The organism is Priestia megaterium (genome assembly GCF_046599315.1).
Taxonomy (GTDB): domain Bacteria; phylum Bacillota; class Bacilli; order Bacillales; family Bacillaceae_H; genus Priestia; species Priestia megaterium_F.
In genome coordinates this window covers 1-20,042 of the sequence record NZ_JBKIKC010000005.1, presented here as the reverse complement: position 1 = coordinate 20,042, position 20,042 = coordinate 1, and the positions used below count along the sequence as shown (strand labels likewise).

24 protein-coding genes and 1 pseudogene are annotated in these 20,042 nt (G+C 37.3%); 21 read left to right on the top strand and 4 right to left on the bottom strand.

Annotated features, from left to right (window positions below):
- Window positions 1-82 precede the first annotated feature (82 nt).
- Both folD and ACLHDF_RS16670 read left to right on the top strand, forming a co-directional pair.
- Entirely contained in the window at window positions 83-937 is an 855-nt protein-coding gene (gene folD / locus ACLHDF_RS16675) for a bifunctional methylenetetrahydrofolate dehydrogenase/methenyltetrahydrofolate cyclohydrolase FolD (protein WP_028408722.1), read from the top strand.
- Between the two features lie 110 nt (window positions 938-1,047).
- Complete coding sequence (locus ACLHDF_RS16670) at window positions 1,048-1,647, top strand: DUF3298 domain-containing protein (protein ID WP_413919831.1); 600 nt, start codon at window positions 1,048-1,050, stop codon at window positions 1,645-1,647.
- A 2-nt stretch (window positions 1,648-1,649) separates the two neighbouring features.
- Here ACLHDF_RS16670 and ACLHDF_RS16665 read toward each other — a convergent pair whose 3' ends face one another.
- The gene (locus tag ACLHDF_RS16665) at window positions 1,650-1,910 is read right to left on the bottom strand and encodes a diaminopimelate epimerase (RefSeq protein WP_413919830.1); all 261 of its coding nucleotides are present in this window, start codon (window positions 1,908-1,910) and stop codon (window positions 1,650-1,652) included.
- A 172-nt stretch (window positions 1,911-2,082) separates the two neighbouring features.
- Here ACLHDF_RS16665 and ACLHDF_RS16660 point away from each other — a divergent pair, with 172 nt between their 5' ends.
- Both ACLHDF_RS16660 and ACLHDF_RS16655 read left to right on the top strand, forming a co-directional pair.
- Window positions 2,083-3,507, top strand: coding sequence for a phospholipase D-like domain-containing protein (locus ACLHDF_RS16660; protein WP_413919829.1), 1,425 nt, complete (start codon window positions 2,083-2,085; stop codon window positions 3,505-3,507).
- A gap of 186 nt (window positions 3,508-3,693) precedes the next feature.
- Window positions 3,694-4,206, top strand: coding sequence for a GNAT family N-acetyltransferase (locus tag ACLHDF_RS16655; RefSeq protein WP_413920039.1), 513 nt, complete (start codon window positions 3,694-3,696; stop codon window positions 4,204-4,206).
- A 36-nt stretch (window positions 4,207-4,242) separates the two neighbouring features.
- Here ACLHDF_RS16655 and ACLHDF_RS16650 read toward each other — a convergent pair whose 3' ends face one another.
- Together ACLHDF_RS16650 and ACLHDF_RS16645 are read right to left on the bottom strand one after the other, a co-directional pair.
- Window positions 4,243-4,524, bottom strand: coding sequence for a phospholipase (locus tag ACLHDF_RS16650; RefSeq protein WP_413919828.1), 282 nt, complete (start codon window positions 4,522-4,524; stop codon window positions 4,243-4,245).
- 105 nt (window positions 4,525-4,629) lie between these two features.
- Window positions 4,630-5,061 (bottom strand): MarR family winged helix-turn-helix transcriptional regulator, encoded by a 432-nt coding sequence (locus tag ACLHDF_RS16645; protein WP_413919827.1) that lies wholly within the window; start codon window positions 5,059-5,061, stop codon window positions 4,630-4,632.
- A 188-nt stretch (window positions 5,062-5,249) separates the two neighbouring features.
- Between ACLHDF_RS16645 and ACLHDF_RS16640 the strand changes: the two genes are divergently transcribed.
- From ACLHDF_RS16640 to ACLHDF_RS16620, 5 genes are all read left to right on the top strand, one after another.
- Window positions 5,250-5,654, top strand: a complete 405-nt coding sequence (locus tag ACLHDF_RS16640; RefSeq protein WP_413919826.1) for a CidA/LrgA family holin-like protein — start codon at window positions 5,250-5,252, stop codon at window positions 5,652-5,654.
- Between the two features lie 29 nt (window positions 5,655-5,683).
- On the top strand, window positions 5,684-6,316 hold the full coding sequence (locus ACLHDF_RS16635; RefSeq protein WP_413920038.1) for an LrgB family protein: 633 nt from the start codon (window positions 5,684-5,686) through the stop codon (window positions 6,314-6,316).
- Window positions 6,317-6,569: 253 nt separating this feature from the next.
- Window positions 6,570-7,091 (top strand): hypothetical protein, encoded by a 522-nt coding sequence (locus ACLHDF_RS16630; RefSeq protein WP_413919825.1) that lies wholly within the window; start codon window positions 6,570-6,572, stop codon window positions 7,089-7,091.
- The gene (locus tag ACLHDF_RS16625) at window positions 7,069-7,230 is read left to right on the top strand and encodes an STAS domain-containing protein (RefSeq protein ID WP_413919824.1); all 162 of its coding nucleotides are present in this window, start codon (window positions 7,069-7,071) and stop codon (window positions 7,228-7,230) included. Before ACLHDF_RS16630 ends, ACLHDF_RS16625 begins: the two co-directional genes overlap by 23 nt.
- A 12-nt stretch (window positions 7,231-7,242) precedes the next feature.
- Window positions 7,243-7,425, top strand: a complete 183-nt coding sequence (locus ACLHDF_RS16620; RefSeq protein ID WP_413919823.1) for a hypothetical protein — start codon at window positions 7,243-7,245, stop codon at window positions 7,423-7,425.
- A gap of 700 nt (window positions 7,426-8,125) precedes the next feature.
- Here the strand turns inward: ACLHDF_RS16620 and ACLHDF_RS16615 are convergent.
- Window positions 8,126-8,698 carry a GNAT family N-acetyltransferase gene (locus tag ACLHDF_RS16615; RefSeq protein WP_413919822.1) on the bottom strand — a complete coding sequence of 191 codons (573 nt, stop codon included), beginning with the start codon at window positions 8,696-8,698 and terminating at the stop codon, window positions 8,126-8,128.
- 242 nt (window positions 8,699-8,940) lie between these two features.
- On the opposite strand from ACLHDF_RS16615, the gene ACLHDF_RS16610 reads away from it, so the two are divergent.
- From ACLHDF_RS16610 to ACLHDF_RS16555, 12 genes and pseudogenes are all read left to right on the top strand, one after another.
- Window positions 8,941-11,214, top strand: coding sequence for a glycosyltransferase family 39 protein (locus tag ACLHDF_RS16610; RefSeq protein WP_413919821.1), 2,274 nt, complete (start codon window positions 8,941-8,943; stop codon window positions 11,212-11,214).
- 13 nt (window positions 11,215-11,227) lie between these two features.
- Window positions 11,228-12,193 (top strand): glycosyltransferase family 2 protein, encoded by a 966-nt coding sequence (locus ACLHDF_RS16605; protein WP_413919820.1) that lies wholly within the window; start codon window positions 11,228-11,230, stop codon window positions 12,191-12,193.
- The gene (locus ACLHDF_RS16600; protein WP_413919819.1) at window positions 12,186-12,590 is read left to right on the top strand and encodes a GtrA family protein; all 405 of its coding nucleotides are present in this window, start codon (window positions 12,186-12,188) and stop codon (window positions 12,588-12,590) included. Before ACLHDF_RS16605 ends, ACLHDF_RS16600 begins: the two co-directional genes overlap by 8 nt.
- On the top strand, window positions 12,587-13,474 hold the full coding sequence (gene galU, locus ACLHDF_RS16595) for a UTP--glucose-1-phosphate uridylyltransferase GalU (protein ID WP_413919818.1): 888 nt from the start codon (window positions 12,587-12,589) through the stop codon (window positions 13,472-13,474). The genes ACLHDF_RS16600 and galU overlap by 4 nt, the downstream gene beginning before the upstream one ends.
- A gap of 144 nt (window positions 13,475-13,618) precedes the next feature.
- Entirely contained in the window at window positions 13,619-14,293 is a 675-nt protein-coding gene (locus ACLHDF_RS16590) for a response regulator transcription factor (RefSeq protein ID WP_413919817.1), read from the top strand.
- A gap of 1 nt (window position 14,294) precedes the next feature.
- Complete coding sequence (locus ACLHDF_RS16585) at window positions 14,295-15,674, top strand: ATP-binding protein (RefSeq protein WP_413919816.1); 1,380 nt, start codon at window positions 14,295-14,297, stop codon at window positions 15,672-15,674.
- A 369-nt stretch (window positions 15,675-16,043) separates the two neighbouring features.
- Complete coding sequence (locus ACLHDF_RS16580; protein WP_013056824.1) at window positions 16,044-16,208, top strand: YezD family protein; 165 nt, start codon at window positions 16,044-16,046, stop codon at window positions 16,206-16,208.
- Window positions 16,209-16,510: 302 nt separating this feature from the next.
- Window positions 16,511-16,663, top strand: coding sequence for a Fur-regulated basic protein FbpA (locus ACLHDF_RS16575; protein ID WP_116072592.1), 153 nt, complete (start codon window positions 16,511-16,513; stop codon window positions 16,661-16,663).
- 251 nt (window positions 16,664-16,914) lie between these two features.
- On the top strand, window positions 16,915-17,979 hold the full coding sequence (locus tag ACLHDF_RS16570) for a sulfate ABC transporter substrate-binding protein (protein ID WP_413919815.1): 1,065 nt from the start codon (window positions 16,915-16,917) through the stop codon (window positions 17,977-17,979).
- Between the two features lie 103 nt (window positions 17,980-18,082).
- Entirely contained in the window at window positions 18,083-18,919 is an 837-nt protein-coding gene (cysT, locus tag ACLHDF_RS16565; protein ID WP_413919814.1) for a sulfate ABC transporter permease subunit CysT, read from the top strand.
- A gap of 12 nt (window positions 18,920-18,931) precedes the next feature.
- Window positions 18,932-19,779: pseudogene (cysW, locus tag ACLHDF_RS16560) on the top strand (sulfate ABC transporter permease subunit CysW).
- Window positions 19,780-19,798: 19 nt separating this feature from the next.
- Window positions 19,799-20,042, top strand: a 244-nt coding sequence (locus tag ACLHDF_RS16555; protein ID WP_413919813.1) for an ATP-binding cassette domain-containing protein, incomplete at its 3' end; no start/stop codon positions are given.

Below are 20,042 nucleotides of genomic sequence, written 5' to 3'. Positions count from 1 at the left end.
AAAACCGAACTTTTGTGTTAGATTAATAACTATAATTCGTACATTTATTAAATGGTTACAGTTGAAAGGAGCAAAAGACATCATGACAGCGAAAGTAATTAAAGGAAAAGAAGTAGCGCAAGAACTGCGTGCAGCATTAAAAGAAGAGGTAGCTCAATTAAAAACAAAAGGTATTGTCCCAGGTTTAACCGTGATTTTAGTAGGAGAAAATCCTGCTTCGCAATCATATGTAAAAGCAAAAGCAAAGGCTTGTGAAGAAATCGGTGTCGCATCTGAAATTATCAAACGTGACGTAACGATTACGGAAGAAGAGCTTTTAAACGAAATCCATCATTTAAATGGAAATCCATCTGTTCATGGTATTCTTATTCAACTTCCATTACCAAAACATATTGATGAAAAGGCAGTATTAAATGCTGTATCTCCTAAAAAAGATGTAGATGGCTTCCACCCAGTAAGCGTAGGAAATATGGTCATTGGCGATGAGTGCTATTTACCATGTACACCACATGGTATCGTGGAGTTAATTAAACGTTCAGGTGAAGAAATTTCAGGTAAGCATGCGGTAGTAATTGGACGAAGCAATATTGTAGGTAAACCAGTATCCATGCTATTACTTCAAGAAAGTGCAACGGTAACCATTGCTCACTCTCGCACAAAAGATTTATCTGCTTTAACAAAACAAGCTGATATTCTTGTATCGGCTGTAGGACAACCTAGACTTATTAAAGCGGATGACATTAAGCCGGGTGCCATTGTAATTGATGTAGGTAACACAATGGAAAATGGCAAGCTTGTTGGTGACGTTGATTACGAAGCGGCTTTAGAAGTTGCAGGTTATATCACACCAGTACCAGGTGGAGTTGGCCCAATGACCATCACAATGTTATTAAAAAATACGGTAGACGCTGCTAAAACAATTAACAACGTAAAATAATAAAAAGTTAAAAATCCCGTGCGTATATGCACGGGATTTTTTTGCTTCAGTAATGGAATGTAGGCTAAAAGAATACAATATAACAACCTGTATAGAAAGAGGAGGAAGCGATGGTTACGTTACCTGTAACGGTATATTCTCAGCAAATGGTAAAGAAAAAGTTAAACGTCTACTATCCAGTTGTACATTTGACTAATCAAGCTGTTCAGCACAGCATTAACAGTAAAATCTTGCAACGTACGAATGAATTAATTCGTCAGCAGGGATATGGAGAAAATCCAGATACAGAAGAAACGGGTTATTATGAATTAAAAACAAACGAGCGAAACGTGTTCAGCTTAACGCTCGTCAATTTTGCTTATTCCGGTGGAGCGCACGGACTAACCGTGGTAGTTCCGTTAACATTTAATGTGATGACCGGAAAAACGTATCAACTAAAAGATTTATTTAAGAAAGACAGTGATTACGTGCGTGTTCTTTCTAAAATAGTAGGAGAGCAGATAAAAGAGCGCGATATTATGGTTCTTGGAGAATATAAAGGGATTAAACCAGAACAAGATTTTTATATCGCTGATAAATCACTTGTGCTATTTTATCAGCTGTATGACCTGGCTCCTTATGTATATGGAATTCCTTACTTTCCAATTTCTATCTATGCTATTCAAGATATTATCGCGGATGAAAGTCCACTTGGACAAATGTTTGGATAAGATTATAAAAAATTGCGGTGCGGCCGTACGTATCTTTTTAATTCGGCCGCTAACTGCTGACGAAGCGAACGAATGCTAATCGCTTCAGCAATATCTTTTGCTACAGGAAATACCCCGATTTTAGTGATATGAACACGAAGATAACCCTCATACAAGCTTCCTCGCTCCGCATGCTTGATTTTGGTGCGTACAACAGCTTCCATTTTACCATTTTCTAAAGGGTAAGAATCTGTAATATGAAAACGAAAAGAATATTCCTCCATCACAATCATCCTTTTTTCTATGATATGTACTAGCATACTATACAAATATTGAATCAGAAAAAATAAATGTGTCAAAAAGACAAAGAGCAAAGGAATCAAGGAAACGGTTCTTTGCATGTAATAATCATTAGTTGTGAACGATAATAGAAAAAGACAAAAAGCTGGAGTTGCGATGATAAAAAAATTATTCAAAGGATTACTTATTATTTTATCTTTATATATTCTGTATGTGGTCATAACGGCAGTGGTCCTCTTTTATTTACCTTTAAAAACAGGGGAGGAAACGACTTCAATTAAATCGACTAGCTTTTTTGGCAAGGGTGAGTCCACGGACCGAGTGAGACTTCTTGAAGATGGGTATGAGGCAGGAAGAGTTCGTATTCAAATGATTCAAGAAGCCGAGAAATCGATTGATATTGCTTATTACTCAATAGGAAAAGGAGAGTCCACAGATTTAATTATGGCTGCTCTTTTTAAAGCAGCTGATCGAGGGGTCCATACTCGCGTTCTTCTAGATGGGATAGCTAACGGCTTACGAGGGAATCGAAGAGGTGTGCTCTACGCATTAGCTTCACATCCTAATATTGAAGTGAAGTATTACGAACCATTTCAATTATTTAAACCTTGGGCGTGGCAAAATCGTATGCATGATAAAATAATGATTGTGGATGGATGGCTAGGTATAATAGGAGGACGGAATATAGGAGATAAGTATTTGGCTAACAAGCCTCCTCCAGACTTCGTCTATGATCGTGATGTCTTTATTACAAACAGCAAACACGAACAAGATAGCGTCATGCTTCAAATGCAAAATTATATCAACGAATTATGGGCTCATCCTTACAGCAAAAAGGCTTTTCATCATCTCACACAGTACCAGGTCGATCAGGGAAAGAAGATGAAAGCTTTACTACTGCAGCAATATGGTAAAGCTAGGCAAGCAGGAGAAACGTTTGCGACTCCTAAGATTAATTGGAATGCTTCTACCGTTCCTACAAAGCGCGTTTCTTTTATTCATAATCCAATTGAACGCTTTAATAAAAGACCTTTTATGTGGAAAACGTTTATTAATTTGGCAGAAGACGCTAACCGGTCTGTTCTTATTCAAAGCCCTTATGTTGTGCCAACCAAGGCGATGAGTAAGTATACGGCGATGAAAAAGAAGCCAGCCGTTCAATGGACGTTACTTACAAATTCAGTTACATCTACACCCAATGTGATGGCTTTTTCTGGGTATATAAGTATGAGAGATACGATTAGGAAAACAGGTGTAAAGCTTTACGAATACCAAGGACCTTATTCAATCCATGCAAAGTCTGTGATTTATGATCAAAGACTCAGCGCCGTAGGCTCTTTTAATTTAGATTCCCGTTCTACCTTTTTGAATAATGAATCAATGGTTCTTATCGATAGTCAAGAATTTGCAAAAGAGCTGACGATGGCAATGGAAAATAAAGTGGATAAAAGTATCCTTATTGCCAATCACAAGCGATGGGTTAAATCTCCTGACAGTCAAAAAAAAGAAGAACCTGTTATGAAGCGAACCTTCCTATACGCTCTTGCAAAAGTAACGAGGTTTTTTAAGGAATTTATCTAAACAATCGGCAGTAGAACAAAAAGCACTTAATGAACATTCATTGAGTGCTTTTTATTACATATCTTATAAATAAGTGAATAAACACACTTATCACATTAAATTATCCTCTTTTATTTACTGGGAAAAATAAGTAGTATAAATATAATAAATAAAAAAGGAGGAAGGCATGTGGAAACCGCTTTTTTAATGAAACCAGATGCAGCTTATCGGAAGGCTTATATGAGTTTTTATAATGAATGGAAAGAAAGCGGAGAAAAAATGGTCCCGTGGGTAATTGCTAAAGACCCTGCTCAATTTGAAAAAATGATTCAACAGTTATTAGATGCAGAAAAAGGGATCGGATTAAAAAAAGGATATGTACCCGATTCCACCTACTGGCTAATGCATAACGAAAGAGTAATAGGCGTAGTTAATATCCGTCATGAACTAAGTGAAATGCTTCGAAACAGCGGAGGGCATATAGGTTATGGTATTCGGCCGAGCGAAAGACAAAAAGGGTATGCGAAGCTGCTATTAAAGTTATCTCTTCAAGAAATCAAAAAGCTCGGAGTTCAGCGGGCATTAGTTGTGTGCGATGATTGGAACATCGCTTCTCGTCAAACTATTTTGGCAAATGGAGGCATACAAGACGAGGATTATATAGAAGCGGACGGAGCTGTTGTTCAGCGCTTTTGGATTTCTACGGATAAAATGGCATAAAAAAGAGATGAATTTTTCAACTCACCTCTTTTGTACTTAGTCATATTGTTTTAAAGCCAACTTCAGCCGCATATAGGTATACATGGCGTATGCCTGTCTTCCTTTTAAACTGTACGGATTTGCTTTGGAGCAAAGACAGTCAAGAAACTGCTCATCACATGCGCGGCATGAACCGTAATCTTCATAGCATAAATCATGGTATTTGCAGCAGCAGTCTACATCATTTACAGGATATCCGGGACCGCTGCATCCGGGACCACACCATTTATAGCCGGGGAAAAGGCAGGGTGTGGCTTTCCGTTTGTTCGGCAAAGACATAATCATACATCCTTTTCAATAGTCTCTTTACAGTAAATGCAAGAAAAAGAAAAGAGACAGGGACAAACACCTTACAGTAGCAGCCTAATTTTCATGAATTTCTATTTAATCGATAAATGCCTCATTCAGCCGCATTAATAATTCGCCAAACAGCTCCTTTTCTTCACTTGACCATTTCTTTAACATACTATGATAGCGTGCAAGACGCATTTGTTTATCACTTTGCAGCATTTGCTTTCCGCGTGTTGTGATATCAAATAGGCTGACGCGTCCATCGGAAGGATCAGAGGAGCGGGAAATAAGCTTTTTATTTTCTAAAGCGGCAGCTTGTCTAGAAAGAGTGGAAATGTCGAGTTTAAATGCTTTTGCCAGTTCTTTTACACGAGCTGGTCCAAACTCATCTAATTGCCGCAATAATAAATAAGCTGATCTTTCTAAGTTCCCTATTTTATTTTCGGAATTATCAAGATAGACAGCTCGTCTAATAAAGGTAGTAAGTTCATATTCAATCAATTCAATTGATTTCTTTTCTTGCATCATAATCGCCCCTTACAAAATCATTCATTGACAAAGAATTATATACTTGTATAATACAAATATATATATAGTTGTATAGTACAAGTAAAAGTAGGTAAAGTAAAGTATGTTTATATAGTTAAATGTTAGACAACATGACAAAAAAGAGAGGAGGATGCTGTTCCTTATCTATAGGACAGTGACCTATCATGAAAGTGATACGAATCATTTTACAAATCGCGATTCTTTATGCTTTTTCTATGATTGGTGAAGCCGTTCACCATATGCTTCACCTGCCTATTCCAGGCAGTATTATAGGCTTAATTTTAATGCTCATTTGCTTAACGTGCAAAGTGATTCCAATCAAAGTGATTGAAGATGGAGCAAGTTTCTTGTTATCTTTTTTGCCGCTATTATTCATACCGGCTATGGCAGGAGTGATGAATTATCCTTCGCTTCTTTCAAGCAGCGGAGCGATTTTGTTTTTAATCATTGTACTTAGTACAATCGTTACGATGGCAGCCGCAGGGACTGCTAGCCAACTTTTGGAAAAGAAAGCGAACAAACGAAAGGAGAAACAACAGTGCAAGAATTCTTTATCGCGGTCTTTATAATCATAGCTACAGTTGCTCTTTATTTAGTCATGACAAAAGTATACGTGCGGTTCTCCTACCCAATTCTTATTCCAGTTTTAACTACAACCGTATTCATTATTCTCCTTTTGCTTGCTTTTCATGTTCCCTATGACAAGTATATGATTGGAGGCAAATGGATTAATTCACTTTTAGGGCCAGCTGTTGTTGCATTAGCGTATCCACTGTATAAACAGCGTGAGATGCTAGTAAAATACAGCATTCCTATTATTGGAGGGGTGTTCGTAGGATTATTTGCAGGTATGATCAGCGGACTTGTATTCGCTGAAGTATTTAGCATTGATCGAAGCCTGATCTTATCCATTATTCCTAAGTCTATCACCACTCCCGTTGCGATTCAAATTGCTACGGGACTAGGGGGCGTTCCATCTATGACCGTGGTATTTGTTATGATTGCAGGCTTTTCGGGAGTAATCCTTGGACCGCTACTTTTAAAGTGGATTCGTATTAAGAGTTCTTTAGGAAAAGGAATTGCACTAGGCAGCGCTTCTCATGCACTAGGAACTTCTAAAGCATTTGAATACGGTGAACTAACTGTATCGATGAGTTCAGTATCAATGACGTTAAGCGCTGTATTAGGCTCGGTTTTTGGACCGATTGTTGTCTGGCTATTCCAAGTGTAAGGTGAGATAAAAGAAAGTGAATATAGAAATCCTGTTCTAATTGGAACAGGATTTTTTTATACAAAAGCATAAAATTTGTCCGCAGCAAACTTTAAGTTGTGCGGCTCTTACTCTGGTACTATAATGAGAAGAAAGAAAATTCATGAAATAAACGCTTTTTTGTTATTTTTAGGAAGGCTAGTCGATTGTCGAATGGGTAAGTAGGCTTAGTCAAGGTCATATACGCAGTAAAAATAGCAGAAAAGAGGAGCTCGTGTATATAGGAAAAAAGATTCTTGAACATAAATATAGCTTGTCAGAAAAATTAGCTGAACGTTTAGATTCTACACATACGCTAAGTCTAGAAGATTTAAAAGAAAAGCAAATTTTGAAGTGGCGAGTGTCGATTATGGAGTACTTTGGAAGTGTGCTATTTGAAGAACAAGAGGCCGTACTTAAACTTGTTAAAGAATGGGCACTAGAGACAGATAAATATGCAGTAGAAAAAAATATTCCTTTAGAAAAAGCACTAGGTATCCTGCCAATCTATCGCAGTGTTATTTGGGATGTGTTTACAAAAGAACTAGAGGAGCATCAGTTTGCCGCAATTAATATGCTGCATGTCAGTGAGCGAATTGATCCTCTTTTAGATACGGTAACATGTATTTTTGGTCAAATTTACGATGAGCATAATCAATATGATGAATCTAGCTTATACGTCATTAGAAGAACTTTCAGTTCCGCTCGTACCCGTCACAAAAGGCATTGCTATCATGCCAATTATTGGAGAAATTGATACTCATCGCTCACAAGTTATTATGGAGACCTGCTTAAAGAAAGGGACAAGCGTTCAATTATCTTATCTTATTTTGGATATCTTAGGTGTCGTAATTATTGATACAATGGCCGCAGACAATCTTTTCAAAGTTCATTAATCTCTTAAATTAGTGGGAGCAGAAGCTATTATAACGGGAATACGACCGGAAATTGCTCAAACCGTAGTGAAGCTTGGAATTGATTTTAATCAAATTAAAACAGAAGCTAATTTAGAAGCAGCTCTTTTAAAAATTGGGTTTAGAAGTCCTGAAGAATATAGCGGCACGCATCTGTCATCAAGTCGCATAAAATGACCGTCTATGAACATACCGGGGTACCAGAATTAGAAGTGTATTTTACACAGAAAGCTATTCCTTCTTTTAAGCATCGCTGTGAAATATGATATGAATTTCGGTAGGTAGAAAGTAAATGGATAGTAAAAAACGGATGTTGATCAACATCCGTTTTTTTACTTAATAAATTTCAAATGCCATGGCAGCACAAAAGCATAAATGATGAAGTATATCACGATTGAATAGACAAAAAACCAGCCGTTTAAATGCATGTAGCCGCTTTTAATCATTCCGTATTCTATGAGCAGTGAACCAGCGCAAAAGAGAAGTGATAACACTCATTTATTTTTAGTTGTTAAGCAAGCCAAAAATAAAATGGAAAGGGAAGGTGGAATAAATATATAGCTTACAATATCTTCGAGCCCTGTAACCTTTGGGTCGCCCAAATCAATCATGTTAAAAACACGCGTAATGACAACATCACAAAGCCAACAAACAAATCCAACTACGCTAAACGTGATATAAAAATCTCACCAAGTTAGCTGTGGTTTAAATAAAACAAGGGCAAGAATAAATAAGCATAGACTAACGGTAATCGGAAACCACAAACCATGTGCAGATAGATCTAAATGCTGAACTGCTTGCTCCAACATTGTTCACCTCAAAATGAAGAGTTAGTGTTAAAGTTAGCCCATGTTAAGGTAAACATTTTATACATTTCTTAAGCGTTACGTTTATACTCTTCTCGCAAAATTGAATATAGCTTTAAGTCTTGATGAGCGCCTTTAATGAACATGGCTTTTCGAATTGTTCCTTCATAAGACATGCCGACTTTTTTCATCACTTTCTCAGATGCGGCATTTTCAACAAAGCACCTCGCTTGAATGCGAACTAAATCCATTTCTTCAAATCCAAACGCAATTACTTTTTCAGCTGCTTCTGTAACAAATCCCTTATTCCAATAAGCTTCAGAAATCGCGTAGCCAATTTCCGCAATGCGATGAGTAGGGTTCCAAGTGACAAAGTCAATGGTGCCAATACATTTTTTCAAGGCTTTAATTTCCATAGCCCAAGGGGAAATGGTTTGATTGCTATATTGCTTTAAAACGAAGGAAACAAACTCTTTTGTATCTTGAAGCTTTCGGTGTTTTTCCCAATTTACATATCTGCTTACCTTTTCATTTGAGGCATATTCAAACATATCACGCACATCTTTTTTGGTAACTTTCCGCAAGCGAAGTCTTTCTGTTTCTAGGGTGGGTAAATTTCCGTATATATCTTTTACTTGAATCATAAAGTTGTCTCCTTTCTCAGCAAGAAGTGGATGAAGTGTTGACAATAATGTGTCATAGAAGCTGCAGCATTCCATGAATACGCTTTCTATTTCATGTACTTGATTCTTTAATTGTAAAATATTTCATTGTTGAGCGTAAGAGGTTAAACGGCTTTTTTTAAAAAATAAAAAATTGTTTTTGCTGTTCATAATGAGTTCACATAAGCTTGTTAGACTGAAGTCAGAAATTACGAAGGAGTGAAATGAAACACATGAACAGTGAAGTGAAGGAAGAACAAACTTCAAACAAAAAAAGAATAGACTTATTTTTAGTTCCAATTGTTTTAATTGCAGCGTTTTTGAACTTATTTAAAATTTGGACAGATGAATACGTCAACGCTTATTACACGGCAGCTGTCAAAAGTATGCTTCAAAGTTTTCATAATTTCTTTTACGCATCTTTTGATCCAGGAGGTTACGTAACGATTGATAAGCCGCCGGTTGTGTTTTGGATTCAGACAATTAGCGCCAAAATATTTGGGTTTCACGGATGGAGTGTTATTCTACCGCAAGCATTAGCCGGCATCGGCTCAGTCCTTTTACTATACGTACTCATGAAACGTACGTTTGGCGTATGGGCTGGGAGGTTTGCTGCTCTTGCAATGGCTTTGACGCCAATTGTACCGGCGGTAAGCCGAACAAATAATATCGATAGTATGCTTGTGTTTACATTATTAGTAGCGACGTGGATGTTATTTCGTGCTGTGCGCACAGCTAAATTTGGATGGGTGTTAGCTGCTTTTGCGATGATTGGTGTTGCCTTTAATATGAAAATGCTTCAAGCATACATGGCTTTACCAGCATTTTATGTTTTCTATGTAGTGGCAACCAAAATCACGTGGAAAAAGAAAATTGCTTTTTTAACAACAGCAACTGCACTGATGCTTGCAGTCTCTGTCTCGTGGGCAGTTGTAGTAGATTCAACTTCTGCTGATAAGCGACCTTACATGGGAAGCAGTCAGACAAATTCGGTTCTAGAGCTTGCTTTCGGATATAACGGTATTAATCGTTTAACCGGAAATACAAGCGTGACGGGAAGTAGTCATAAACAGTCTGCTCAAACTCAGCAGCAAACAGTAAGCAGTGAAACAAAACAAAATAGCAATTCAAGCGCTGAGTCTTCACAAAGCTCAAATCAAGGAAAAAACAGCTCTTCTCAAAAGATGCAGGCTCCAGGAGGAGGGAATCAAAATGGAATGTTTAACACTGGGAATCCTGGTCCATTCCGACTGTTCCAAAAAGGGTTATCAGATCAAATCAGCTGGTTATTACCATTTGTAATCTTCTCAATCGTGGGTCTATTTGCAGGAGTGAAATTTAAAGGACCTTACACGATAAAACAGAAAGAAAGTTTGTTTTGGTTAGCATGGCTGCTACCAGTAGCTGTCTTCTTCAGTATCGCAGGATTTTTCCACCAGTATTATTTAATTATGCTGGCACCTCCAATCGCAGCCTTTGCAGGAGCGGGAGCAGTAGCTTTATGGAGTATGTACAAACAGAGTAATGGTTGGAAACCGTGGCTGCTGCCTGGCGGTATTTTAACAACAGCAGCACTTCAAGTATATATCATGTCTCCTTATGTAAGCTCAATTGGCGTAGCGCCAATTGCAGGTGTAGGGGCACTGGGCGTCATTTTAGCTCTTGTTTTAGCTGTTCGTAAAGAACGTAAAAATTCTGTGACGAATTATCTAGGAGTCGCAGCGATGGTTGTCTTGCTTGCAATGCCTGCTTACTGGGCGTTGACACCAATTATTTATGGTGGAAATAGCATGCTTCCAGCAGCAGGTCCTGATTCTTCAAGCGGCATGGGAGGACCTCCAACTGCAGCAACGAATAGCAAACAGTCTGGCTTTAACGGCATGCAGCCTGCAGGAAGCTCTAGTGGCAATTCATCGTCAAACAATCAAATGCAGCCGCCAAGTGGTTCATCGAACGGCAGTCAAATGCAGGGCAGTTCGTCCAATAATGGTCAAATGCAGCCGCCGAGCGGTTCGTCAAGTAGCGGTCAAATGCCAGGAGGCTCGTTCAATAATGGTCAAATGCAAATGCCAAGTAGCTCTTCAAGCAAATCATCATCTTCAAAACGAAAAAGTGGAGGGATGAACGCAGAAGTAAACAAAAAGCTACTAAACTATTTAACAAAAAATAATACAGGTGAAAAATATTTATTTGCCACAACGGATTCAACTTCAGCTGCGCCTTATATTATTGAAACAGGCAAGCCAGTAATGGCAATGGGTGGATTTAGTGGTTCAGATCCAATTCTAACGGTAAGTAAATTAAAGACCATGATTAAAAAAGGTGAAGTGAAATATTTCTACTTGTCTGGAATGGGCAAGGAAGGTCAATCTGACGTTATAACGTGGATTAAAGAAAATAGTAAGGAAGTTCCTTCTTCCAAATGGCAGTCTACTTCATCAAATTCTCAGCAAGGACCATCTGGAAATGGAACATTATATAAAATAACCCTTAAATAAGGAGGACATGAACATGAGTTCAATTGTTAAATATTCTATTGTTGTTCCTGTCTACAACGAAGAAGAAGTGATTCATGAAACTTACCGCCGTCTAACAGAAGTGATGCGTTCAACGAAAGAAGCTTACGAGCTTCTTTTCGTGAACGACGGCAGTAGAGACCGAACGGCAGAAATCATTAAAGAATACAGCGAGCAAGACCCGGCCGTTGTTTTATTAGATTTTGCCCGTAACTTTGGTCATCAAATTGCTATTACAGCGGGTATGGATTATGCAAGAGGAGAGGCGGTCGTTGTGATTGATGCTGATTTGCAAGACCCGCCTGAATTGATTTTAGAGATGATTGAAAAATGGAAGCAGGGTTTCGACGTTGTATACGCTAAGCGTACAAAACGAAAAGGAGAAACATACTTTAAAAAGCAAACGGCTGCTATGTTTTATCGTTTCTTACGGGCGATGACGGATATTGATATTCCACTCGATACAGGAGATTTTCGATTGCTAGATCGTAAAGTGTGCAATCAAATGAACAGCATTCAAGAAAAAAATCGCTTTGTTCGGGGGTTAGTAAGCTGGGTCGGCTTTAAGCAAATAGCAGTAGAATATGAGCGAGACGAGCGTTTGGCCGGAGAGTCGAAATACCCTTTGAAAAAGATGCTGAAGCTTTCAATGGATGGTATTACATCTTTTTCATATAAACCGCTAAAGTTAGCTAGCTATGCTGGTGTAACTCTATCTGGTATTGGCTTTATTTATCTTTTAGTTGTGCTGTACTTGAAGTTGTTTACAGACAGTACCATCACCGGATGGTCGTCATTAATTGTTATTCAATTATTGTTTAGCGGCATCATTTTAATTATTCTTGGTATGATTGGAGAATATATTGGCCGCATCTACGATGAAACAAAAAATCGTCCACTCTATATTGTCCGTGAAAAGTATCAGCTCGAGCCACGCAAGGAAGTATCCCTTCGTGATTAACAAATGGATACCTTTGATTAAGTTTGCGTTAGTAGGAGTTGTAAATACACTGATTGATTTTGTAGTATACGCACTCTTAACAGCAATAGGTGTTAACTACATACTAGCGCAGTGGATATCCTATAGTGCGGGCATTTTAAACAGTTATGTCATGAATCGTAAATGGACGTTTGAGAAAAAAGAAAAAAGCAGTAAGCGTGAAGTGATTTCATTCGTGATCATAAATTTGATCACTTTATCCCTAACATCGTTTCTGTTGACTGTTCTATATAACAGATGGGGTATACCGCTGCTAATCAGTAAACTTTTAATCACAATTGTAAGTGTCGGTATCAATTTTATTGGCACCAAATTATTTGTATTTACTACGAAAAAAGAAAGAGGGATTCATATATGACGATAAAAAAAGCAGTTATTCCAGTAGGCGGTTTAGGAACTCGATTTTTGCCAGCGACAAAAGCGCAGCCAAAAGAAATGCTGCCAATTGTCGATAAGCCTGCTGTACAATACATTGTAGAAGAAGCTGTGAAATCAGGTATTGAAAGTATTATTTTTATTACAGGCCGAAACAAAAAATCAATTGAAGACCATTTTGATAAATCAATTGAGTTAGAGCAAATGCTTGAAGAAAAACACAAGTTTGACATGTTAAAAGAAGTACAAACGATCTCATCAATGGCTAGTATTCACTATATTCGTCAAAAAGAGCCGTTAGGACTCGGTCATGCTATTCTCTGTGCCGAACAGTTCATTGGAGATGAGCCGTTTGCTGTTCTTCTTGGAGACGATATTATGACTTCTGAGGAACCTGCGCTCAAACAGATGATCCAAGCGTATGAAACGACTAATCAATCAGTTATTGGAGTTAAAAAAGTGGATGCTGAAGAGGTATCGAAATACGGCATCATCAATCCAAAAAATAAATCTGGCAGCCTTCATGAAGTGAATGACTTAACTGAAAAACCATCGATAGAACAAGCTCCGTCAACTATTGCCGTTATGGGCCGCTACATTTTAAACCCTTCTATTTTTTCTTATCTAAAAACGATTGAAAGAGGGGTAGGAAATGAATTACAATTAACAGATGCGCTGCGTGTGGTATGTGAAAAAGAGCGACTGTTTGCTCTTGAATTGGAAGGGCAGCGCTTTGATATTGGAGATAAGGTAGGCTATATGAAAGCGATGGTAGAAGTTGCGTTAAAGCGTAGAGATTTACGTCAAACATTTTTATCGTATTTGGAGGGAATTGTAGAAAAAGAACGAGCAAACAACTTCAGCTAATAGGATGTAAACAGTTTGTTCATATTCAGTTCATATTTGAAGTATAAAATCATTTTATTATCTTATGTCGCTCTCTGTTTGGTATAAACAGAGAGCTTACTGTGCGTAAAAGCTGGACAAACTTAGGAATAGGGAGAGACATGTATGATTCAAATATTAGTTGCAGATGATGACCAACATATTCGAGAGCTGATATCATTATATTTAGAAAATCAAGGATTTAAAATTATAAAAGCAGCAGATGGTGAAGAAGCATGGGCGAAAATGGAAGAGTTTCGAATTGATCTAGCGGTTGTTGATATCATGATGCCATTTAAAGACGGATGGGAACTAACAAAGGAAATTAAGGAGTATTTTGACATACCGGTTTTAATGGTAACAGCTAGAGGCGAATCGCATGATAAACTAAAAGGATTTGATATCGGAACAGATGACTATGTTGTAAAGCCGTTTGATCCTCAGGAAATGGTTGCTCGTGTAAAGGCCCTTTTACGCAGGTACCGAGTAGAAGCTAACAATGTAATCTATATGGGGAATATAAAATTAGACCGTACTAAACTAGAGATGAGTGCGGGAGAAATAAGCGAACAGCTGCCGTTAAAAGAGTTTGAATTACTGTTTACGTTAATTAGTTCTCCAGGAAAGATTTTTACTCGTGATCAGCTTATTCAATTAATTTGGGGATATGATTATGAAGGAGACGAGCGCACGGTAGACGTTCATATAAAACGTCTGCGAGAGCGGCTTAATCATATGGAAAACGTCGGTATGGAAATCAAAACAATTCGCGGACTAGGCTATAGAGCAGAAGGGTGTTAACGTGAAATCAATTTATGTAAAGCTGGTGCTGTCGTTCATTATTACGATTTTACTGAGCGTTGTGATTACTGTCGTCGTGACGACATTTCTTAGTAAGCAGAAGCTGGAAATGCGATTAGGTCAAGATATGGTGAAGATGGGAGAAGACTTTATCGATTTATACGGAGCAGAAGAATCCGACAAAGCTGCAAGATTTTTATCTAATTCATCATTTATTCATTTTTCGTTTATTATTATTGATGATCAGCATCAAGAAAAAGTATTAGGACAGCCAGGACCGCCTATTCCAATTACACCGGAAGAAGTAGATCAAGTATTAGATGGGAAGCGTTATTCTAATTTAAAAGAAGATAAAGGTGATCGTCCACAGCCAAACGTAGTGGGTCTTCCTTTTCAAGAAAATGGCCGGTCTTATGCTCTTTTTATTCAGTCTCATCCTCAACGGCAATTTTCAGTTATTCAAGATGTTCAAAATATCCAGCTTATTACGATTTTATTAGTAGGTATTGTATTATTTGCATATGTTTCAACAATTATTATTAAACCGATTAAGCGTCTCAGTACAGCGATGAAAGTGGTCGGACAAGGCGAATACAATGTGCAAGTGGAGCACGCGGCAAATGATGAAATTGGTCTGTTAACTAAAAACTTTAATCAAATGACTAAAGAATTAAATAAAATAGAAACGATGAGGCAAGAGTTTATTGCCAGCGTTTCGCATGAAATTCAATCACCGCTGACTTCTATTCGCGGTTTTTCAGCAGCACTTAAAGATGATATCGTAAGTGAAGACAAAAAAATACAATATTTAACGATTATTGAAAAAGAAAGTACAAGACTTTCTCAGCTTAGTTCTAATTTACTAAAACTCGCTTCTCTTGATTCTGAACATCAAACCCTCATGCTGCAAAAATACCGTTTGGATGAACAAATCAGGCATGTGATCATGGCTTTAGAACCTCAGTGGACAAAAAAGAGTATAGAAATTGACCTTGATCTATCTAATGTTCAAATAGAAGCAGATAAAGATTTGTTAGAACAAGTTTGGCTAAACTTAGTAACAAATGCTGTTAAATATACGCCTGAAAATGGAAATGTGAAGATATTTACTCATCTAAAAAACGAAGAAATAGAAGTAAAAGTAGAGGATAATGGAATTGGCATTGCAGAAGAAGATCAAAAATATATTTTTGAAAGCTTTTATAAAGTAGATAAATCCAGAACGTTAAAAGGAAGCGGTCTTGGTCTAGCTATCACAAAAAAAATTGTTCGACTGCATGAAGGCGCAATCCATGTAGAAAGCAAAAAAGAACAAGGAAGCATCTTTATGGTGATACTACCTATCCAAAAAAATAAGAATAAAAAAGACTCGTCTGTGTAATGACATACAGATGAGTTTTTTTATTAGGTCAAAGATATAAAAAATTAATAATATCTATTTATTTTTTTAATTCCTACTTGACATATAGGTAAAGTGTAAATAATATAGATAGTATAAATCTTTTGAAAAAATTGGGATGCTAAAGAAGCTGATCGGTCAACCGAAGGCTCATACTTGTTCGCTACTAGTGTGGGCCTTTTCTGTACATTAGTTGTGGCTATTAATATCTCAATCTTCAACTGAACATATGGGGAGGATTACCATGTATTTATCTTCTGCTCATTATACAAGTACTTATAGATGTTGTTCGTTTTGTTTATTCAATTGCAACTAAAATATAAATATATCTATGAATAGGAGAATGATAAAATGGCTTCAATTACACAAGAAAAATTAGATTATATTGTTAAGTTACTAACTGAAATCAACTATGGATCTGTATTAATTACTCTTCACGACGGACAAATTACTCAAGTAGACAGCACGGAGAAAAACCGCTTTTTAGCTAAAAGTAAAGTAGCAAGCCACAAATAAGTCCAATTAAATACTTATTGTGAGAGACTGACGGGCTGGCCTGGTTAGCGAGGTCTCGGCAGCGGGCTGTAGCTAAGTACTGTGTTAAATATATAAAACATGCGTATTCGAAGAAGGACTGACTTTCCTTCCAGTCGAAGATTTAGAATTTTTAAAATTTAAGTTAGATTATACGTTTTGCAGTATTATGATGGTAAGTGTAAATATCTTACAGTTTTATTCCTGTGCTGATCGGATTACCGAAGGCTCCTGACCTATGTTAGGAGCCTCTTTCTATTTTTAGATTAATAGGAGGCGAAAAAATGAAAAATCTATTACGAGCGGCAGTGCGGCAAAGAAAACAATACCTCATTGAAGAGTTACTAAAAAAAGGGATTTACAAAAAAGAAAACCATCATCTTTTTGAACTCACACTCTCTGATTTAGAAAAAGAGTATCAAGCACGCAGTAAGTAAGGAGAAATGTAAAAAGAACTAAAATGAGTGAAAAAAAGACTTAAAGCATAGTTGGCAAATAGGTAAAGTTTGTTTATTATAAAAACAAGAATAAATTGTCTTTTCAGAAAGTATCTTCTTTTTATTCTTACTAATAAATTTAATAAGAATAATTTAAGAGCATATACGCTGATCAGACTAACTGAAGGCTGCTTCTCTTTTCAAAGAGATAGCGGCCTTTTTGTATTTTTTTATAAAAAGGGGAGTAAAACATGAAGAAAAAAGCAGTTCAGTTTTTAATGGTGCTAACAGCACTGCTCGTGGTGCTAGCAGGTTGCGGCAATAGTAAATCTACTGAAACAGCAGGAAAAGATAGTTCTGCGAGTAAAAACGATTCAAAAAAACCAGTAGAACTTTTAAACGTTTCATATGATCCTACACGTGAGCTTTATCAGGAATTCAATAAGAGCTTTGCGTCTTATTGGAAAGGTAAAACAGGGCAAGACGTCACTATTCAGCAATCACACGGCGGCTCTGGTAAGCAAGGCCGAGCAGTTATTGACGGTTTGGAAGCGGATGTCGTAACGCTGGCGCTCGCTTACGATATTGATGAAATTGCTCAAACTCGCCAATTATTAAACAAAGACTGGGAAAAAGAATTGGCTCATAATTCTACACCATATACATCAACGATTGTTTTTTTAGTTCGTAAAGGAAATCCGAAGGGAATTAAAGATTGGGATGATTTAACGAAAAAAGGTACATCTGTTATTACGCCAAATCCAAAAACTTCTGGAGGTGCACGCTGGAATTATTTAGCGGCTTGGGCATACGCGAAGGATAAATATAACGGAGATAACAAAAAGATTAAAGACTTCATGAGCAAGCTTTATGGAAATGTTGAAGTGTTAGACTCAGGCGCACGCGGAGCTACAACTACGTTTGTAGAACGAGGCATTGGAGACGTATTAATTGCATGGGAAAATGAAGCTTACTTATCGTTAAATGAGTTAGAAAAAGATAAATTTGAAATTGTAACACCGTCATTAAGTATTTTAGCAGAGCCGCCTGTTGCTGTAGTAGATAAAGTAGCCGAAAAGAAAGGTACGACGAAGGTAGCAAAAGCATACTTAAAATACTTATATACAGAGAAAGGTCAGGAAATCGCAGCGGAAAACTACTACCGTCCTCGAAATGAAAAAGTATTGGAGAAACACAAGGACCAATTCCCTTCTCTTAACCTAGTCACCATTAAAGATTTTGGTGGATGGAAAAAAGCCCAGGAAACGCATTTTAATGATGGAGGAACATTCGATCAGATTTATCAGCCAAAGTAATATGATTCATTAAAAAAGTAGAATGAGGAAGGTGCGAATTGTGATTCGTATCTTCTGTGACATCTATCTAAATGTATTTAGAAAGCAAAGAGAGGTGTAAGACGTGAGCTTGTTACAACGACAGAAGAAAAAGAAAAGCATCTTACCGGGATTTGAGCTTTCTTTAGGTTTTACGATGCTTTATGCAAGCATCCTTGTTCTTTTTCCGTTATCTATGATTTTTTTTAATACAGCATCTATGGGATGGAGCGACTTTATTAAAACTGTTACCGACCCTAGAGTGGTAGCATCGTATAAATTAAGTTTTGGAGCGGCATTTGCAGCAGGCATCATTAATGTGATTTTTGGAACTATTATTGCGTGGGTATTAGTGAGATATCATTTTCCCGGAAAGAGGTTTATTGACGGACTTGTGGATTTACCGTTTGCCTTACCAACAGCTGTTGCAGGCATTGCCTTGACTACCCTTTACGTCCCTAAAGGATGGATTGGTCAATTATTTACGTTTAAAATCGCATTTACGCCTATCGGAATTATTATCGTTCTTACGTTTATAGGTCTGCCGTTTGTGGTCCGAATGGTGCAGCCGGTATTGCAAAACTTTAATGCAGAGATAGAAGAAGCATCCGCTAGTTTAGGAGCCAGTCGAATGCAAACATTCGGAAAAGTTATTTTCCCGGAGCTGGTGCCTGCTATTTTAACTGGTTTTTCTCTTTCATTCGCAAGAGCGCTTGGAGAATACGGTTCGGTTGTTTTTATTGCTGGAAATATGCCGATGAAAACTGAAATTACGCCGCTTATTATTATGACAAAACTCGAGCAGTACGATTATGCTGGCGCTACTGCTATTGCATCAGTCATGCTCGTTGTATCATTTTTTCTGTTATTACTTATTAATATTATTCAATGGTGGACAAATCGTAAATTTGTACATAGTTAAGGAGGGATGACATTGGCAGGACATGTTCCAATGCAGCATGCAAAAACGACTGTTAAACTTAATCATTCTAGTTTAAAAGAGCCCAAAGTCGTCCAGTGGCTGCTTACATTTATTGCACTGGCTTTTTTAGCTCTATTCTTAGTGCTTCCGCTCATCACCATTTTTATGACAGCTTTTCAAAAAGGGTGGGAAACGTATCTCGCTACGATTACAAATCCGGATGCTTTGGCTGCTATTAAACTAACGCTAATTGTGGTGCTTATTACTGTTCCTTTAAATGCCGTTTTCGGCGTGGTAGCTGCATGGTTAATTACAAAGTTTGATTTTAAAGGAAAGAATATTTTAATTACGCTTATTGATTTACCATTTGCTGTTTCACCTGTTATTGCTGGATTGGTTTTTATTTTATTATTTGGTGCACAAGGGTTATTCGGAGAATGGTTGTTTAATCAAGATATTAAAATTGTCTTTGCTATTCCCGGTATTATATTAGCTACTCTTTTTGTAACGATTCCGTTTGTTGCCAAAGAATTGATTCCACTCATGCAAGCTCAAGGGTCAGCCGAAGAAGAAGCGTCGTTAACGTTAGGAGCCAGCGGTTTCAAAACCTTTTTCTTGGTGACGGATTATTATATGGCATCATTTTATGTAATGCGCGCGCAATGGGAGAGTTTGGAGCTGTTTCTGTTGTATCGGGGCACATTCGAGGAGTGACAAATACGATGCCTCTTCATATTGAAATTCTCTACAATGAATATCAATTTGCAGCAGCGTTTGCGGTAGCATCTTTAATGTCAATTTTAGCTATTTTTACATTAATTATAAAAAATATTATTGAGTGGAAAGTCAAACATATTTAAATAAGAAGGAGCTTATGAGATGAGTATCCATATTAAGCACGTATCAAAGAACTTTGGTGATTTTAAAGCGCTGGATTCTATTAACATTGATATTCAAACGGGCGAATTAGTAGCTTTACTCGGTCCGTCCGGTTCTGGAAAAACATCTTTGCTTCGTATCATTGCCGGTCTTGAACATCTTGATCAAGGAGCTATTTTATTTGATGGAAAGGAAATTACGCACATAAATCCAAAAGAGCGAAATGTAGGGTTTGTTTTTCAAC

Coding starts and splice junctions, on each gene's coding strand:
- ACLHDF_RS16635 (WP_413920038.1), top strand. CDS start 5,684: ATGACAAAAGTATACGTGCGGTTCTCCTACCCAATTCTTATTCCAGTT.
- ACLHDF_RS16615 (WP_413919822.1), bottom strand. CDS start 8,698: ATGATTCAAGTAAAAGATATATACGGAAATTTACCCACCCTAGAAACA.
- ACLHDF_RS16580 (WP_013056824.1), top strand. CDS start 16,044: ATGGCTTCAATTACACAAGAAAAATTAGATTATATTGTTAAGTTACTA.
- ACLHDF_RS16655 (WP_413920039.1), top strand. CDS start 3,694: ATGAAACCAGATGCAGCTTATCGGAAGGCTTATATGAGTTTTTATAAT.
- galU (WP_413919818.1), top strand. CDS start 12,587: ATGACGATAAAAAAAGCAGTTATTCCAGTAGGCGGTTTAGGAACTCGA.
- ACLHDF_RS16575 (WP_116072592.1), top strand. CDS start 16,511: ATGAAAAATCTATTACGAGCGGCAGTGCGGCAAAGAAAACAATACCTC.
- ACLHDF_RS16660 (WP_413919829.1), top strand. CDS start 2,083: ATGATAAAAAAATTATTCAAAGGATTACTTATTATTTTATCTTTATAT.
- ACLHDF_RS16570 (WP_413919815.1), top strand. CDS start 16,915: ATGAAGAAAAAAGCAGTTCAGTTTTTAATGGTGCTAACAGCACTGCTC.
- ACLHDF_RS16645 (WP_413919827.1), bottom strand. CDS start 5,061: ATGCAAGAAAAGAAATCAATTGAATTGATTGAATATGAACTTACTACC.
- ACLHDF_RS16610 (WP_413919821.1), top strand. CDS start 8,941: ATGAAACACATGAACAGTGAAGTGAAGGAAGAACAAACTTCAAACAAA.
- folD (WP_028408722.1), top strand. CDS start 83: ATGACAGCGAAAGTAATTAAAGGAAAAGAAGTAGCGCAAGAACTGCGT.
- ACLHDF_RS16650 (WP_413919828.1), bottom strand. CDS start 4,524: ATGTCTTTGCCGAACAAACGGAAAGCCACACCCTGCCTTTTCCCCGGC.
- ACLHDF_RS16665 (WP_413919830.1), bottom strand. CDS start 1,910: ATGGAGGAATATTCTTTTCGTTTTCATATTACAGATTCTTACCCTTTA.
- ACLHDF_RS16605 (WP_413919820.1), top strand. CDS start 11,228: ATGAGTTCAATTGTTAAATATTCTATTGTTGTTCCTGTCTACAACGAA.
- ACLHDF_RS16670 (WP_413919831.1), top strand. CDS start 1,048: ATGGTTACGTTACCTGTAACGGTATATTCTCAGCAAATGGTAAAGAAA.
- ACLHDF_RS16640 (WP_413919826.1), top strand. CDS start 5,250: ATGAAAGTGATACGAATCATTTTACAAATCGCGATTCTTTATGCTTTT.
- ACLHDF_RS16625 (WP_413919824.1), top strand. CDS start 7,069: ATGCCAATTATTGGAGAAATTGATACTCATCGCTCACAAGTTATTATG.
- ACLHDF_RS16590 (WP_413919817.1), top strand. CDS start 13,619: ATGATTCAAATATTAGTTGCAGATGATGACCAACATATTCGAGAGCTG.